This window comes from Dinoroseobacter sp. S124A, assembly GCF_049801015.1.
Classification (GTDB): domain Bacteria; phylum Pseudomonadota; class Alphaproteobacteria; order Rhodobacterales; family Rhodobacteraceae; genus Dinoroseobacter.
This window is the reverse complement of the sequence record NZ_JBNAGD010000005.1, coordinates 207,088-221,067: the sequence shown is the minus strand read 5'-3', so window position 1 is coordinate 221,067 and position 13,980 is coordinate 207,088. Positions and strand designations below refer to the sequence as shown.

Genomic DNA, 13,980 nt, shown 5'->3' with positions numbered 1-13,980 from the left:
GTGGTGGAGTTGACACCGCTTACCACTGCCATACGGTCTTGCCTAGGCAAGCGCCCCATCCGGGCGCGGACAAGGCTGCGGGGGGCATCAATGGCACAGCTGGACTACTATTTCGCAACAATCTCACCCTTTACCTATCTCACCGGGGGCCGCGTCGAAGAGATCGCGGCCAAGCACGGTCTGACCATCGTCTACAAACCCTTGGATATCATGGCGTTGTTCGGCCGTACCGGGGGCACACCGCCCAAGGATCGGCACCCCTCGCGGCAGGAATACCGCCTGCAGGAACTGGCGCGTCAGGCCAAGAAGACCGGGCTGCCGCTCAACATCAAGCCGGCTCACTGGCCGACCAATCCGGCCCCGAGCTCCTATGCGATTATCGCGGCGCAGGCCGCTGGCGGGGGCGATCTGGGCAAGCTCGTCAACGGCATCACCGCCGCCTGCTGGGCGGGGGAAAAAGACGTGGCCGAGGACGCGGTGATCAAGGCGTGTCTGTCGGCGGCAGGCTTCGATCCGAGCCTCGCCGATAGCGGGCTCCTGAGCGGCGCGGAGACCTATGCCAACAACCTCGAAGAGGCGGTGAGCCGGGGTGTCTTCGGCGCGCCCTTCTTCATCACCGAGGATGATCAACGGTTCTGGGGGCAGGACCGGCTCGATGATCTGGAGGCGCATCTCGACGGCACCCTCTAGTGCCGCGCGAGACCCTTGCGGGGACCGAAATCTCCTGGAGCGTGACGGGGGACGGGCCGGTCACGCTCTTTCTACACTGCGCGCTCGGCTCGGCGCGGGGCTGGCAGCCTCTGATCTCTCACCTACCGGGCCGGTGCTCCGTGACCTTCGATATGCCGGGCCATGGCCGCTCGGGGCCGTGGGACCCCGCGCGCGATGACCACAGCCATGTTCTGGAGGTCGCGCAGGCGCTTCTTGCACGGTTTGACGGGCCGGTGGATCTGGTCGGGCACAGCTATGGCGCCACGGTGGCCCTGCGCCTCGCGCTGGAGGCGCCGGCGCGGGTCCGGCGGCTGGTGCTGGCGGAGCCCGTGCTCTTTGCCGCCGCGCGCCTGTCGGACCCGGAGGCCCTGCGGGCGTTCGAAGCGGAGTGTGCCGCCGAGACCGCAGCCTTCGCTGCCGAAGACTGGGCGCGTGCTGCGGCGCTCTTTCTCGCGCGCTGGGGCGGGGCGCCCTGGTTGCGGCTGAGCCCGGCGCAGCAGGCCGACGCGATCGCACGGATCCCGATGATCCCGCGCTCGAACCAGACGATGCTCGCGGATCAGTTCGGTCTTGTGCCGCGGCTTGGGCAGGTCCGGTGCCCGGCCCTGCTGCTCTCCGGAGCGCAGTCGCCCGCGATCATCCCGGCGATACAGGCGGGGCTGGCCGCATCGCTGCCGCAGGCGAGCGCGCATGTGATCCAAGGGGCAGGGCATATGCTGCCCTTGACCCATAGCGCCGAGATCGCGCCCCTGCTGGAGCGCTTCCTGACGGCGGAAAGCTATTCGCCCTCGGGCTCGATCAGGTAATCTTCGAGCTCTTCCTCGGCGACCTCGAATTCCGGGATCGCCCAGCCCGCGACCGAGATCCCGGCCTCATGAACGCTCTCTGCCCGGCCCGAGATCAGCGGATGCCAAGGGTAGAGCGGCTTGCCGTCATAAAGCAGCTTGTAGGCGCAGGTTGCGGGCATCCAATAGGCGACCGTGTCGATGGTCTCGGGCGTCAGCACCACGCAATCGGGCACGAACTGCTTGCGCAGCTCGTATTGACCGCAGCGGCAGCTTTCGGTGTCGAGCAACCGGCAGCTGACCCGGGTGAAGGCCACCTCCGCGGTGTCCGCGTCCTCAAGCTTCAGCAGGCAGCACTTGCCGCACCCGTCGCAGAGCGCCTCCCATTCGGCCTGGCTCATCTCGGTGAGCGGAACCGTCTCCCAAAAGCGGCGGCGCAGGCGGGTCGGCGGACCCTTGCGCCCCTTGCGGCGGCTCACGCGGCGGCCTCGGCCCGGGCGAGGATCTCGCGCGCGCGGGCACAATCGGCATCCATCTGGGTGATCAGCGCGTCGAGCCCGTCGAAGTTCTCTTCCGGGCGCAGGAACGAGACCAGCGCCACCGAGAGGGGCGTGTCATAGAGGTCGCCCTTGAAGTCAAACAGGAAGGTTTCGAGGTTCGGGACATTCTCGCCGAACATCGGGCGCACGCCCATGGAGGCCGCCCCGTGATACCTTCCCTCATGGGGCCCTTCGAGCACATTGACCAGAACCGCATAGACGCCGAATTTCGGCGGGTGCAGACCGGCGATGGACATGTTCGCCGTGGGATAGCCCAGGGTCCGGCCTCGTTTCTCGCCATGGATCACCGGACCCTCGATCCGGTGCCAATGGCCCAGCATCCGCGCGGCGTCCTCGGGTCGTCCTTCGGACAGCGCCCGGCGGATCGAGGTCGAGGAGACCACGGTTTCCGCATCCTGCAGAAGCTCGGCCACCGTGACGCCGAAACCCATCTCGGCCCCGAAGCCGCGGAGCATCTCGGCCGTGCCCGCGCGCCCCTTGCCAAAGCAGAAATCGGATCCCACCAGCACGTGGCGGAGCCCCAGCGCATCATGGATGATCTCGCGGGCAAACCGCTCGGCGCTCAGCCCGGCCAGATCGCCGTCAAAGGGCAGCTGATAGAGCACGTCCACCCCGAGCTTTTCCAGCCGGTGCGCGCGCGCCGTCTCGGACATCAGCCGAAAGGGCGGGGCGTCGGGCGCAAAGAACTCGCGCGGGTGGGGTTCGAATGTCAGAACGCCGACCGGCGCCGACAGGGCCCCAGCCTCGGTCCGGGCGCGATCCAGCACGCTTTGATGTCCGAGATGTACGCCATCGAAATTGCCGATCGCGGCGCAGGCGCCCCGATCGGTTGGCAGCACATAGTCAGCGTCTCGAACGATCCTCATCATGGGCCTGAGGTAGCCCGCGCCGCGACGACGCGCAAGCGCTGGCGACGGGTCAGTCGAACTTGCGGCTGGGCGCGATCACCAGGGCGTCGCCCTTGAGCACGACCTTGTCATCCACAAAGCACTTGGTCTCGAGCGAGACCCGGCGCTTGGGGAAGTTGATGTCGGTGACGGTGACCTCTGCAAAGACCATGTCGCCCGGGCGCACGGGGCCCATGAATTTCAGCGACTGACCGAGATAGACCGTGCCATGGCCGGGCAATTGCTCGCCGATCACCGCCGAGATCAGGCTGGCGGTCAGCATGCCATGGGCGATCCGACCCTCGAACCGGGTGTCCTGGGCGTATTCTTCGTCCAGATGCACCGGATTCCGGTCGGTGGAGACTTCGGCAAACATCTCGATATCGCGATCCGAGATGATCTTGCGCAGAGACCGGGACATGCCGATCTCGATATCTTCGATACAAATTGTGCCGCGCGGGGTGTTGTCCAACATCTCTCACTCCAGTCTAGCTGGGCGCTGGATAGACGAAACGCAGCCTTTCTGCAACCGCGAAAGAAAGAATGCGACAAACTGGGCGCATATGTTGAAACATTGTTACGCGCCCGGATCGCCCGCGCTAGCGAAGTTTCCCGATGGCGTAGGTCGGTGTGACCTGCCCCTTGGCCAGAAAGCTGTCCAGTTTCGCGGGGTCGGGCTGGTCGGTCGTACCGGTTTCCGCCGCGGCCAAGCCCCCCGTAATAAAGAGGGAATCGATGTCTTCGCCCTGGGCCCCCTGGATATCCGTGTGGATCCCGTCCCCGATCGCCAGGAGCCGGTCCGTCGAGGGATGCTTGCCCATCTCGCTCAGACGGGCCCGGGCGAGGTCATAGATCGGCGGGTGCGGCTTGCCGAAATAGAGGCTCTCACCCCCCATCTCGGTATAGAGGGCGGCGAGCGCGCCCGCGCACCATTCCCGCCGTTCGCCCCGGTCCACGACGATATCGGGATTCGCGCAGAGCAGCTTCATCCCCTTTTGCTTGGCATAGAGGAAATCCGCGCGATTCTCGGCCGGGTCCGCCATGGGGTCGAAGGGGCCGGTGCAGACGATGCCCTCGGCCTCGGCCAGCGGCACCTGCTGGATCGACACGGGGTCGCTCACCACATTGATCGGGTCAAAGAAGCGCTGGTCGTGATCCTCGCCGATGAAATAGACCTTCTCGCCCACGACACCGCGGAACATCGCGGCCCGGGCACTGTCCCCGGAGGTCGCGATGGTGTGCCAGCAGCTGGGCGGCACCCCGAGACTGTCGAGCTGCTTTTCCACCCCGGCGCGCGGGCGGGGCGAGTTCGTCAGCAAGAGCACCGTGCCCCCGCCCGCCATATACGTGGTCAGTGCCGCCACCGCCTCGGGATGGGCCGTCACCCCGTTATGGACGCAGCCCCAGAGGTCCACGAGCAGGGCGTCATATTGATGCGATATCTCGGAGAGAGAGGTCACGATACGGGTCATGGGCGAAGCTCCTGATCGGTCGATGGGGCGGGACGCACGGGGTCCGAGCCTTTGCGGGACTTGTGTCGGTCATCGAGGCGCGGCGCAAGGGGCAAGGCCGTTCGGGAGGCCGTGCCCTGCGCGTTTCGGCCCGGTTTGCGCGGGTTTTGGGCCGTGTAGGCCGGGCTTGCCCTGCATCCCGTTGACAGTCCCGGGCTCCGGGCCGCACCGTTCCCGATCCTGTGGGCAAACCCGGAAAATGGTAAATTGCGCCTATGGTTAACCCATTAATATTAATGGAAAATAGTCACGGAATTAATTTGAATTAAGCGCTATTCAATTGCTAGGCCAATTATATGGAAAACCAGTTACAGGATGAGTGTAATGATTAAACGTGTTCTGGGTGCCGCTCTGGCATCCGTCGTTCTGGGAAGCATGGCAAGCGCTGCCACCCTGAGCGGCACCTTCGACGTCACGGTCGTGAACCTGCAGAACCTGAGCTCGGCTCAGTCTCAGGCGACCATGGCGAACTTCAATGCAGCTCAGGCGAATGTGGCGTCGGTCTCCGACACCTTCACCTATACCGGTGAGCTCAGCTTCGGCACTTTTGACGGCACCGACAGCACCACGATCCAGATGTGGCTCGACACGGGTGTTGGTGGCTCCGTCGCTGGTCTGGACAGCTCTGTGGGCGATCTGCAGCTCAGCAAGCCCGATATCGGCGCTGGCTCGGCAACCTCTACCTTCTTCTACTTCACCAAGGCTGGCGTTGGCGCCCATGACTTCGACGTGCGTCACGATGATGGCATGAACATCTTCGACGATGGCGTGCTGGTCGATGGCTTCAACGGTCCGAACGGTGTGCGCACCACCTCCGTCGCCGGGTTCGACGGCGGCGAGTTCGGCCTGCTTTACGTGGCCACGAACGGGGATCCGTCGGTGCTCGAGGTTGGGGCCACCCCGATCCCGCTGCCGGCTGGTCTGCCGCTTCTGGCTACTGGTCTCGGAGGCCTCGCGGCACTCCGTCGGCGTCGCGCGCAATCCTGACACACCTGCGCATGACCCTCTTGGCAAGGGCTGTCCGAAAGGGCAGCCCTTCGTCGTTTCAGGCCCCGGACAGCAAAAAGGGGACGCGCGCGGCGTCCCCTTTGTTCGTCGATATGGGCCGGTAATCAGACCTTGAGGTTCGGGATGATCTGCTTCTTGCGGCTGACCACGCCGGGCAGAACCACGGCGTCGCCGCTGGCTTCGACGTCAAAGCTCTTGGCGGCGACGGTCTTGACCAGATCATTGGGCACCAGCAGCGTGGATTCCTCGTTCAGGATGTCGACCACGAAGAGCAGCACCTGATCGACCCCGTCCTCGGCGGCGACGGTGGTCATGCTCTCGATCAGAGACGCCTTGCGGTCCAGCACGGTCGCGGGGGAGGTGGTCTCGAGAACCGAGACCCGGAACTTGGTGCCTTCGACGGCGTATTCCTTGGAATCCATCCGCAGCAGCTCGGCATCGGAGAAGGCCGAGACATCGGATTTCGCGGCGAACATCTCGGCGGCGTAATCGGGCACAGAGATCCCCAGCTCACCGGCGAGGGCGGCGACGACTTCGCGGTCGCGATCCGTGGTGGTCGGCGAGCGGAATTCCAGCGTGTCCGAGATGATGCAGGACAGCATCGCGCCCTTGATATTCTCGGGCATCTTGGCGGCGTCCGCGCCCATCAGGTCGTACATGATGGTGGCGGTGCAGGCCACGGGGCGGATCGTGATGTCGATCGGACCCTTGGTTTCCAGCCCGCCAACCAGCTTGTGGTGGTCGATGATCTGCTGGATGTCGGCGCTGTTGATGCTGGCGGGCAGCTCGGCGGGGTTGTTGGTGTCCACGATGACGACCGGCGCGTCCTCGGCCACATCCTCAATGATGGCGGGGGTCTCAAAGCCCCAGCGGTCCACCACGAAGGCGGCCTCGGTATTGGGCGCGCCGAGCAGCACGGCCTCGGCCGGGGTGCCTTTGATCTCGGAGAGATACCAGGCCCAGATCAGGGGCGAGCCGGTGGAATCGGTGTCGGGGGATTTATGGCCGAATACTTGGATCGTCATGGCGTGTTTCCGTCTGTGGGAGGATCTTTGCGCGCCTTATAGAAGCGTGCCCGCCCAGTGTCACCGGGGCGGATGGGCGGCATTTGGACGCCGCGATGCAGCGCGGCGGGGTGGCGCCGAGCGCTCAGCCGGGTAGGGTGCGGTTATGCGCGAGACCGAGCTCTACCCCCCGATCAAGACCCTGCTGGAGGCGCAGGGCTATGTGGTCAAGGGCGAGGTGGGCGCGGTGGACGTGGTCGCGATCCGGGGCGACGAGCCGCCGGTTCTGGTCGAGCTGAAAACCGGGTTCTCCCTCAGCCTTTATCATCAGGCCGTCGCGCGGCTGCGGCTGAGCGAGACGGTCTATATCGCCGTGCCGAAACCCAAGGGGCGGACCGCCAAACGCAGTCTGAAGGACAATCTGAACCTCTGTCGGCGCCTCGGGCTGGGGCTGATCACCGTGCGGGAGGACGGGCGCGCCGAGGTACAGTGCGATCCCGGGCCCTATGCCCCGCGCAAGGTAAAGGCCAAGCAGGCGCGCCTGCTGCGGGAGTTCCAGCGGCTGGAGGGCGACCCGAATGCGGGCGGGGCCACGCGCCACGGGATTGTCACGGCCTACCGGCAGGACGCCCTGCGCTGTGCCGCGTATCTGGCCGAACAGGGACCCGCGCGCGGGCAGGATGTGGCCAAGGCGACCGGGGTGGCCGGGGCGACCCGCCTGATGCGGGACAACCACTATGCGTGGTTCGAGAAGGTCGAAAAGGGGATCTATGGCCTCACGGAGGCGGGGCGCGCGGGGCTGGTCCACTGGGCTTATAGCTGGGAAAACGCGCCGCCCGCCGACGGCTAGCAGGACCGATCAGCCGCCCTGCTGCCACTCCTCATCCGCGATCTTGAGGCTCTTGATCCGCGAATAGACCGTGGTCGGCGCAAGATCGAGCAGGCGCGCCGCACCCCCCAGACCCGACACCTTGCCCTTGGCGCGGCGCAGGCAGCGCACGAGGTTCTCGCGCTCCATCCGGCGCAGATCCGCGTCGGTCAGGATGGTCTCATCGCCATTCGGGGCCGGAGCCTCGCCGATCTCGAAGTCAAATCGCAGCTTGCCGCCCTGGGCGAGGATCAGCGAGCGCTCGATCACGCTTTCGAACTCGCGGACATTGCCGGGCCAGTCATAGGCCAGAAGCGCATCGATATTGCCCTTGGTCAGGCGCACCGGCGGCACGCGCAGCCGTTTCACCGCGCGGTCGATGAAGTGCTTTGCCAGATGCGGGATATCCTCGCGCCGGTCGCGCAGGGGCGGGCAGGTGATCGGAAAGACGCTGAGCTCGAAGAACAGGTCCTGCCGGAAGCGCCCGGCCTTCACCTCGGCGGCCAGATCGCGTGCGGTGGTCGCGATCACCACCAGATCCACGGGGATATCCGTGCTGTCCCCGATCCGCCGCACCCGTTTCTCGGTCAGGACCGTCACCAGCTTGGCCTGTAGCTCCTTGGGCATGTCCGACACCTCGATCAGGTGCAGCGTCGCGTGGTTCGCGAGGGCGAGCTTGCCGACGATGTCGCGCGTCACGCCCCGCGCACTGCCGCGCCGGATGCCGAAGAGGTCGATCTCCAGCTCGCGGGCCGACACATCCGAGCAGTTCACCCGCACCAACGGGCGCTTGGCGCGGTCGCTGGCCTCGTGGATGGCGGTGACGGTCAGGGACTTGCCCGCGCCGGGCGGGCCGCTGACCAGCGCGTTGGCCTTGGTCTCGGCGGCCAGACCGATCTGCGTGTTCAGCGCCTTGGTGGAAGGGGCTTCGCCCACGATCCCCGCATGGGAGCGGACATTGCGGATTTCGGTCAACAGGTAGTCATTTTCCTGCTCGAGCTGTTCGCGCAGGGTCTCGACCTCCGCGAGGGCGGTGCGCAGGCGCGCCTCGTTTTCCTTGCGCTCGGTGATGTCGCGAAAGATCACCACCGCGCCCGCCAGCACCCCATGATCGTAGATCGGGGTCGAGACGTATTCCACGAAGATCGGCTTGCCGTCCTTGCGCCAGAAGGCGTCGTCCTCGACGCGCACGGTCCGGTCGCGGCGGAAGGAATCGTAGATCGGGCAGGTGTGGGCCGGAAAATGCTCGCCGTTCAGGTGGTGGTGATGGATGATCGAATGTAGTTCCTTGCCGATCAGGTCCTTGGCTTGCCAGCCCAGCATGTCCTGCGCGGCGCGGTTCACGAAGGTCGCGCGCCCCTCGGCATCGATGCCGTAGATCCCTTCGCCCGCCGCATCGAGGATCAGCTGGTTCTGGGCCTCGATCTCGCGGAAAAACCCATAGATATTCTGCCATTGGGTCAGCCCCGCGCGGTGCTGGGCCTCGAGCTCGGCGCGCTCGTTGCGCCGGGCCTGGGCGTCGAGATCGAGAAAGCTGAGCAGGATCTGGCGATTGCTGAGGGCGCTGCCATGGAGCTGTAGCCGCAGCGCGTCGCCCGCCGCATTCACGAAGGAGAGGGCCGTCCCGATATAGGCGCCGAAATGCTCGACCGCCTCCAGAAAGACCGCGAACTCGGTTCCCGGGGAGTTCAGGAAGGGGTCCAGCCCGGCCCGCGCCAGCTCGGTCCCGAACAGGGCATCCGCCCCGGCATTGGCCGCCGTCAGCCGTTGCAGGCGGACATCGAGCACCGCCGCCGGAAATGGGTGGTCATGCAGGGAGATGAAGAAGTCAGAATCGCCGTCCATGACCCGAGAGTTGGGGCGCGCGTTTGGCGCGGCCAGATACGAACCGTCGTAAATTACGAAATTTCGTGAGAGCTGCTTAATAAATAGCCATCAAATTCAGAGCTTTGCGATTTTTGGTCACTGCGCGAACCCGTCTACGCAGGGGGTGGGCCCTGTGACAGGCTTGGATCAAACATGATCAGTGAGGGTCGGCATGACTGTGAAAAGCCTAGGCAATCCATTCTCGAAAGACAGCGATCTGCGCCATGGTCAGGGGTGCACCTGCCATACCTGCTCGGCCACGGCGTCCGAGCACGTGGCCTCCATGTCCAGCGAAGAGATGCTTGAAAGCGCGGTCGAAAACGCGATCGTCCGCTCGGTCTTTGGCCAGAGCGATGTCAGTCGCCGGTCCTTCATGGGGATGGTCGGCGGGACGACGGCCGCCGCTGCGTTGGCCTCGGTGTTCCCGCTGGACAAGGCCAAGGCGGCGATCCTCGACAATCTCGGGCCGCCCGAGAAGACCGACCTGAATATCGGCTTCGTGCCGATCACCTGTGCCACGCCGATCATCATGGCGCAGCCTTTGGGGTTCTATGAGCGCTACGGGCTGAACGCGCAGGTTATCAAGACCGCCGGCTGGGCCGTGGCGCGCGACAAGTCCCTGTCGGGCGAGTATGACGCGAGCCACATGCTGACGCCGATGCCGCTGGCCATGACCCTCGGCGCTGGGTCGGTGGCCGAGCCCTACATCATGCCCGCGGTCGAGAACATCAACGGCCAGGCCATCGTTCTGTCCAACGAGCATATGGACAAGCGCGACCCGTCCCAGTGGAAAGGGTTCACCTTCGGCGTGCCCTTCGAATACTCGATGCACAACTTCCTGCTGCGCTACTACGTGGCCGAATTCGGTCTGGACCCGGATGTGGACATCCAGATCCGCGTGGTGCCGCCGCCCGAGATGGTCGCCAACCTGCGCGCCGGGAACCTCGACGGCTACCTCTCGCCGGATCCGTTCAACCAGCGCGCTGTCTTCGAGGGCATCGGCTTCATCCATATCCTCACCAAGGAAATCTGGGAGGGGCATCCCTGCTGCGCCTTTGCCGCGCCGCTGTCCTTTGCCGAGGAGCTGCCGAACACCTATGGCGCGTTGCTCAAGTCGATCATCGACGCCACGCAATACGCATCCAACCCTGACAACCGGGTCGAGATCTCGGAGGCGATTGCCCCGACGAACTACCTCAACCAGCCGGTGACCGTGATCCAGCAGGTTCTGACCGGGACCTATGCCGATGGTCTGGGCGAGGTGAAGCGCGTCCCCGACCGGATCGATTTCGACCCGTTCCCATGGCATTCCATGGGCGTCTGGATCCTGACCCAGATGAAGCGCTGGGGCTATATCGAGGGCGATGTGGACTACAGGGGCGTGGCCGAGCAGGTCTATCTCGCCGCCGACGCCAAGAAGGTCATGGAAGATCTCGGCTACGACGCGCCGGACATCACCTACAAGTCTCATACGATCATGGGCAAGACCTTCGATCCGGCCGAGCCCGAGGCCTATGTGGACAGCTTCGCGATCAAGGCGGACTGATGGGCACCCTGTCGGACAACCGCAAGGCGGCCATCCTGTCCATCCTGCTTTTGGTGGTGGGGTGTCTGATCTGGGAGATGTCGATCCCGGCGCCGAAAGCGGTCGGGGAGCTCACCGAGTATGAGCTCCTCACCGGCGGGGGGCAGCCCAAGGCGGGCGTGCCGCCCCCGAGCCAGGTTCTGGAAAAGGCTTGGGAGCAGCTCTCGAACCCGTTTTACGATGCCGGGCCCAATGACAAGGGGATCGGCATCCAGATCGGCTATTCGATCTACCGGGTGCTGAGCGGCTATTTCCTCGCCGCGATGGTGGCGATCCCGCTGGGCTTTCTCATCGGGATGTCCTCGGTAGCCTACAAGGCGCTCAACCCGTTCATCCAGGTGCTGCGCCCGATCTCGCCGCTGGCGTGGATGCCGCTGGCGCTCTTCATCATTCAGGACAGCGAGGCAAGTGCGATCTTCGTGATCTTCATCTGCTCGATCTGGCCAATGCTGATCAACACCGCTTTCGGCGTGGCCGGGGTGCGCGAGGATTGGGTCAATGTGGCCCGAACCCATGAGTTGGGCGCGCTCAAGACCGCCTTCACGGTGATCCTGCCTGCCGCCGCGCCGACCATCGTGACCGGTATGCGCATCTCCATCGGGATCGCCTGGCTGGTGATCGTGGCCGCCGAGATGCTCGTGGGGGGCACAGGGATTGGCTACTACGTCTGGAACGAGTGGAACAATCTCGACCTGACCTCAGTGATCTTCTCGATCCTCATGATCGGCATTGTCGGCATGCTGCTGGACGCGGTGTTCGGCATGCTCCAGCGCGTCGTCGCGTATTCAGAATAACGAGGCAGACCATGGCACATGCATTTCTCAGCATCGAGCAGCTGACCCAGACCTATCCGGACGGCAATGGCGGGACCTTCTCGGTCTTCGAAAATGCCAGTTTCGGGATCGAGAAGGGGGAGTTCGTCTGCATCCTCGGCCATTCCGGCTGCGGCAAGTCGACCATCATGAACATCCTCGCGGGGCTCGCCGAGCCGACCAGCGGGGTGGTGAAAATGGATGGGGCGGTCGTGCGCGGCCCCTCCCTCGACCGCGGCGTGGTGTTCCAGAACTACTCGCTTCTGCCCTGGCTGTCGGCGCTCAAGAACGTCACGTTCGGGGTCAGCGCCCGGTTTCCGGACTGGTCCAAGCCGCAGGTGATCGACCACTCGATCAAGTTCCTGGAAAAGGTCGGCCTGACCGGCGATGCGATCCACCGCAAACCGAGCCAACTCTCGGGGGGCATGCGCCAGCGGGTGTCCATCGCACGGGCCTTTGCCAACGAGCCGAAGCTGCTGTTGCTCGACGAGCCCTTCGGCGCGCTGGACGCCCTGACGCGGGGCACCATCCAGGACGAGCTGATCAAGGTCTGGAGCGATACGGACCAGACGGTGTTCATGATCACCCATGACATCGACGAGGCCATTTTGCTCGCGGACCGCATCCTGCTGATGACCAACGGGCCCATGGCCCAAGTGGCCGAAAGCGTCGAGATAACGATCCCGCGTCCGCGCAAGCGCACCGAGATTGTCGAGCATCCGAACTACTACGCGATCCGCAACCATCTGGTGCAGTTCCTCGGGCAGCGCTCAGCCAAGCTCGCCGGGCAGCCCGCGACACGCGGCTTGCAGATGCCGACGCCGGTGCGCATCGACACCACCGAGACGGCGGCGGAACCCGCCGATGAAGAGCCCCGACTGCGGGCGGTCCCGAACTGAGAGGAGGGGCTGATGACCCAGGACGCTCCGCGCCCGCCCGTGCCGCCGTTTTCCTACGAGGATGCGGTAAAGAAGGTCCGCATGGCCGAGAATGCCTGGAACGGGCGTGACCCGGCCAAGGTCGCGCTGGCCTATACGCCGGACACGCGCTGGCGCAACCGGTCGGAATTTCTCAATGGCCGGGCCGAGGTCGAGGCCTTTCTGACCCGGAAATGGCAGACCGAGAATGGCTACCGCCTGATCAAGGAGATCTGGTGCCACAGCGCGGACCGGATCGCCGTGCGCTTTTGCTACGAATGGCATGACGAGACCGGCCAGTGGTTCCGCGCCCATGGCAACGAGAACTGGCAGTTCGACGCCCATGGCTACATGGCTGTGCGCCACGCTTCGATCAACGACGTGCCGATCGCCGAGGCGGATCGGCTGTTTCACTGGCCCGCGCCCGGGCCGCGCCCTGACGACCATCCGGGCCTCACAGAGCTTGGCCTGTGATCCGGGCCCAGAGATAGGAAGACCACCATGAAGGATACCGTTTCAATGTCGGAAATGATGACCAAGGAAGACGTCACCGCGATGATCCTGTCGGCCAAGAAGCAGGCCGGACTGACCTGGGAGGAGATCGCCGCGAAGATCGACATGTCTCCGATATGGACCCATTCGGCGGCCATGGGAATGAACGCGTTTCCGGCAGACAAGGCCGAGGCCATGGTCTCGGTGATGGGCCTGCCGCAGGAGGCGGCCAGCGTGCTCGCCGAGAGCCCGACCAAGATCTGGGAACAGGCCGTGCCGACCGATCCCTGCATCTACCGATTTTACGAGATCGTCGGGGTCTACGGCCCCACGCTCAAGGCGATCATCCAGGAGAAATTCGGCGACGGCATCATGTCCGCCATCGATTTCGACATGTCCGTGACACGGGTCGAGCATCCCAAGGGCGACCGGGTCAAGGTCGAGATGTCGGGCAAGTTCCTCGGCTATAACAGCTGGTAATTCGACGAAGGGGGAGGGGGGAGAGGCCGCGGCGTATGCGATGACGCTGCGGCCTTTGTCATTTGCGGATGGCGCGGCGCTCAGGCGATCCGCGCCATCAACGTCTTGAGCACCTGCTGCTCATCAGTGCTCAGGGGCGCGACAAGGGTGTCTATCGCCTCGGCCAGCGCGGTGCTCAGTTCTGCGACGACCCTGTGGCCCTTGGGTGTCAGCAGAACCACGCTGGCCCGCTGATCGCGCTGGGAGGGGCGCTTGGTCACGAGGCCTTTGGTCTCCAGCATCCCGATGACGCGGGTCATCTGCGATTTGTCCCGGGCAAAGCGCGCGGTCAGCTCGTGGATCTCGGGCTGGCCCATCTCCGCCAGTGTCAGCAGCAACATGCCCCCGGCGGGTCCCACATTTTCGGTGTCGAATTCTGCGGCCCGCGCCTGCAGGGCGCTGTGGATCCGGCGCATGAAGCGATCCACGGACAGGGCAAGGTCTGTATCAGCCAT

At 64.8% G+C, this 13,980-nt stretch carries 16 protein-coding genes; 9 read left to right on the top strand and 7 right to left on the bottom strand.

What is annotated here, in order from left to right:
* The first annotated feature begins 90 nt into the window (after positions 1-90).
* Both ACP15I_RS14150 and ACP15I_RS14145 read left to right on the top strand, forming a co-directional pair.
* Positions 91-690, top strand: coding sequence for a 2-hydroxychromene-2-carboxylate isomerase (locus tag ACP15I_RS14150; protein ID WP_424975585.1), 600 nt, complete (start codon positions 91-93; stop codon positions 688-690).
* Positions 690-1,517 (top strand): alpha/beta fold hydrolase, encoded by an 828-nt coding sequence (locus tag ACP15I_RS14145; protein WP_424975584.1) that lies wholly within the window; start codon positions 690-692, stop codon positions 1,515-1,517. Before ACP15I_RS14150 ends, ACP15I_RS14145 begins: the two co-directional genes overlap by 1 nt.
* Here the strand turns inward: ACP15I_RS14145 and ACP15I_RS14140 are convergent.
* From ACP15I_RS14140 to ACP15I_RS14125, 4 genes are all read right to left on the bottom strand, one after another.
* A complete protein-coding gene (locus ACP15I_RS14140; RefSeq protein ID WP_424965424.1) occupies positions 1,490-1,897 on the bottom strand; it encodes a YcgN family cysteine cluster protein in 408 nt (135 codons plus the stop codon). The genes ACP15I_RS14145 and ACP15I_RS14140 overlap by 28 nt on opposite strands.
* A 74-nt stretch (positions 1,898-1,971) precedes the next feature.
* On the bottom strand, positions 1,972-2,922 hold the full coding sequence (locus ACP15I_RS14135; RefSeq protein WP_424975756.1) for a bifunctional riboflavin kinase/FAD synthetase: 951 nt from the start codon (positions 2,920-2,922) through the stop codon (positions 1,972-1,974).
* Between the two features lie 52 nt (positions 2,923-2,974).
* On the bottom strand, positions 2,975-3,418 hold the full coding sequence (locus ACP15I_RS14130; protein ID WP_424965174.1) for a MaoC family dehydratase: 444 nt from the start codon (positions 3,416-3,418) through the stop codon (positions 2,975-2,977).
* A gap of 124 nt (positions 3,419-3,542) precedes the next feature.
* Positions 3,543-4,415, bottom strand: a complete 873-nt coding sequence (locus ACP15I_RS14125) for a TIGR01459 family HAD-type hydrolase (RefSeq protein ID WP_424975583.1) — start codon at positions 4,413-4,415, stop codon at positions 3,543-3,545.
* Between the two features lie 354 nt (positions 4,416-4,769).
* Here ACP15I_RS14125 and ACP15I_RS14120 point away from each other — a divergent pair, with 354 nt between their 5' ends.
* Positions 4,770-5,441, top strand: coding sequence for a VPLPA-CTERM sorting domain-containing protein (locus tag ACP15I_RS14120; RefSeq protein WP_424975582.1), 672 nt, complete (start codon positions 4,770-4,772; stop codon positions 5,439-5,441).
* A 125-nt stretch (positions 5,442-5,566) separates the two neighbouring features.
* Here ACP15I_RS14120 and ACP15I_RS14115 read toward each other — a convergent pair whose 3' ends face one another.
* A complete protein-coding gene (locus tag ACP15I_RS14115; protein ID WP_424965171.1) occupies positions 5,567-6,487 on the bottom strand; it encodes a manganese-dependent inorganic pyrophosphatase in 921 nt (306 codons plus the stop codon).
* A 145-nt stretch (positions 6,488-6,632) separates the two neighbouring features.
* On the opposite strand from ACP15I_RS14115, the gene ACP15I_RS14110 reads away from it, so the two are divergent.
* Positions 6,633-7,316 (top strand): DUF2161 domain-containing phosphodiesterase, encoded by a 684-nt coding sequence (locus ACP15I_RS14110; RefSeq protein WP_424975581.1) that lies wholly within the window; start codon positions 6,633-6,635, stop codon positions 7,314-7,316.
* Positions 7,317-7,325: 9 nt separating this feature from the next.
* On the opposite strand, the gene ACP15I_RS14105 is transcribed toward ACP15I_RS14110, so the two are convergent.
* Complete coding sequence (locus ACP15I_RS14105) at positions 7,326-9,179, bottom strand: sigma-54 interaction domain-containing protein (protein ID WP_424975580.1); 1,854 nt, start codon at positions 9,177-9,179, stop codon at positions 7,326-7,328.
* 193 nt (positions 9,180-9,372) lie between these two features.
* Here ACP15I_RS14105 and ACP15I_RS14100 point away from each other — a divergent pair, with 193 nt between their 5' ends.
* From ACP15I_RS14100 to cynS, 5 genes are read left to right on the top strand one after another with little or no spacing between them, the layout of a single operon-like run.
* Positions 9,373-10,746, top strand: a complete 1,374-nt coding sequence (locus ACP15I_RS14100; protein WP_424975579.1) for a CmpA/NrtA family ABC transporter substrate-binding protein — start codon at positions 9,373-9,375, stop codon at positions 10,744-10,746.
* On the top strand, positions 10,746-11,579 hold the full coding sequence (ntrB, locus tag ACP15I_RS14095) for a nitrate ABC transporter permease (RefSeq protein ID WP_424965167.1): 834 nt from the start codon (positions 10,746-10,748) through the stop codon (positions 11,577-11,579). The genes ACP15I_RS14100 and ntrB overlap by 1 nt, the downstream gene beginning before the upstream one ends.
* Positions 11,580-11,590: 11 nt before the next feature.
* Complete coding sequence (locus ACP15I_RS14090; protein ID WP_424965166.1) at positions 11,591-12,496, top strand: ABC transporter ATP-binding protein; 906 nt, start codon at positions 11,591-11,593, stop codon at positions 12,494-12,496.
* A gap of 12 nt (positions 12,497-12,508) precedes the next feature.
* The gene (locus ACP15I_RS14085; protein WP_424965165.1) at positions 12,509-12,988 is read left to right on the top strand and encodes a DUF1348 family protein; all 480 of its coding nucleotides are present in this window, start codon (positions 12,509-12,511) and stop codon (positions 12,986-12,988) included.
* 27 nt (positions 12,989-13,015) lie between these two features.
* Positions 13,016-13,486: a cyanase gene (gene cynS / locus ACP15I_RS14080; protein WP_424965164.1), complete on the top strand. Its 471-nt coding sequence runs from the start codon at positions 13,016-13,018 to the stop codon at positions 13,484-13,486.
* An 80-nt stretch (positions 13,487-13,566) separates the two neighbouring features.
* Here the strand turns inward: cynS and ACP15I_RS14075 are convergent, their stop codons facing one another.
* Complete coding sequence (locus tag ACP15I_RS14075) at positions 13,567-13,980, bottom strand: MarR family winged helix-turn-helix transcriptional regulator (protein ID WP_424975578.1); 414 nt, start codon at positions 13,978-13,980, stop codon at positions 13,567-13,569.

What these genes read in the sequence shown, in the direction of transcription:
- ACP15I_RS14130 (WP_424965174.1), bottom strand. Translation starts at nt 3,418, where the DNA reads ATGTTGGACAACACCCCGCGCGGCACAATTTGTATCGAAGATATCGAG.
- ACP15I_RS14100 (WP_424975579.1), top strand. Translation starts at nt 9,373, where the DNA reads ATGACTGTGAAAAGCCTAGGCAATCCATTCTCGAAAGACAGCGATCTG.
- cynS (WP_424965164.1), top strand. Translation starts at nt 13,016, where the DNA reads ATGAAGGATACCGTTTCAATGTCGGAAATGATGACCAAGGAAGACGTC.
- ACP15I_RS14115 (WP_424965171.1), bottom strand. Translation starts at nt 6,487, where the DNA reads ATGACGATCCAAGTATTCGGCCATAAATCCCCCGACACCGATTCCACC.
- ACP15I_RS14150 (WP_424975585.1), top strand. Translation starts at nt 91, where the DNA reads ATGGCACAGCTGGACTACTATTTCGCAACAATCTCACCCTTTACCTAT.
- ACP15I_RS14120 (WP_424975582.1), top strand. Translation starts at nt 4,770, where the DNA reads ATGAGTGTAATGATTAAACGTGTTCTGGGTGCCGCTCTGGCATCCGTC.
- ACP15I_RS14090 (WP_424965166.1), top strand. Translation starts at nt 11,591, where the DNA reads ATGGCACATGCATTTCTCAGCATCGAGCAGCTGACCCAGACCTATCCG.
- ACP15I_RS14135 (WP_424975756.1), bottom strand. Translation starts at nt 2,922, where the DNA reads ATGAGGATCGTTCGAGACGCTGACTATGTGCTGCCAACCGATCGGGGC.
- ntrB (WP_424965167.1), top strand. Translation starts at nt 10,746, where the DNA reads ATGGGCACCCTGTCGGACAACCGCAAGGCGGCCATCCTGTCCATCCTG.
- ACP15I_RS14085 (WP_424965165.1), top strand. Translation starts at nt 12,509, where the DNA reads ATGACCCAGGACGCTCCGCGCCCGCCCGTGCCGCCGTTTTCCTACGAG.
- ACP15I_RS14125 (WP_424975583.1), bottom strand. Translation starts at nt 4,415, where the DNA reads ATGACCCGTATCGTGACCTCTCTCTCCGAGATATCGCATCAATATGAC.
- ACP15I_RS14075 (WP_424975578.1), bottom strand. Translation starts at nt 13,980, where the DNA reads ATGGCTGATACAGACCTTGCCCTGTCCGTGGATCGCTTCATGCGCCGG.
- ACP15I_RS14105 (WP_424975580.1), bottom strand. Translation starts at nt 9,179, where the DNA reads ATGGACGGCGATTCTGACTTCTTCATCTCCCTGCATGACCACCCATTT.
- ACP15I_RS14140 (WP_424965424.1), bottom strand. Translation starts at nt 1,897, where the DNA reads ATGAGCCAGGCCGAATGGGAGGCGCTCTGCGACGGGTGCGGCAAGTGC.
- ACP15I_RS14110 (WP_424975581.1), top strand. Translation starts at nt 6,633, where the DNA reads ATGCGCGAGACCGAGCTCTACCCCCCGATCAAGACCCTGCTGGAGGCG.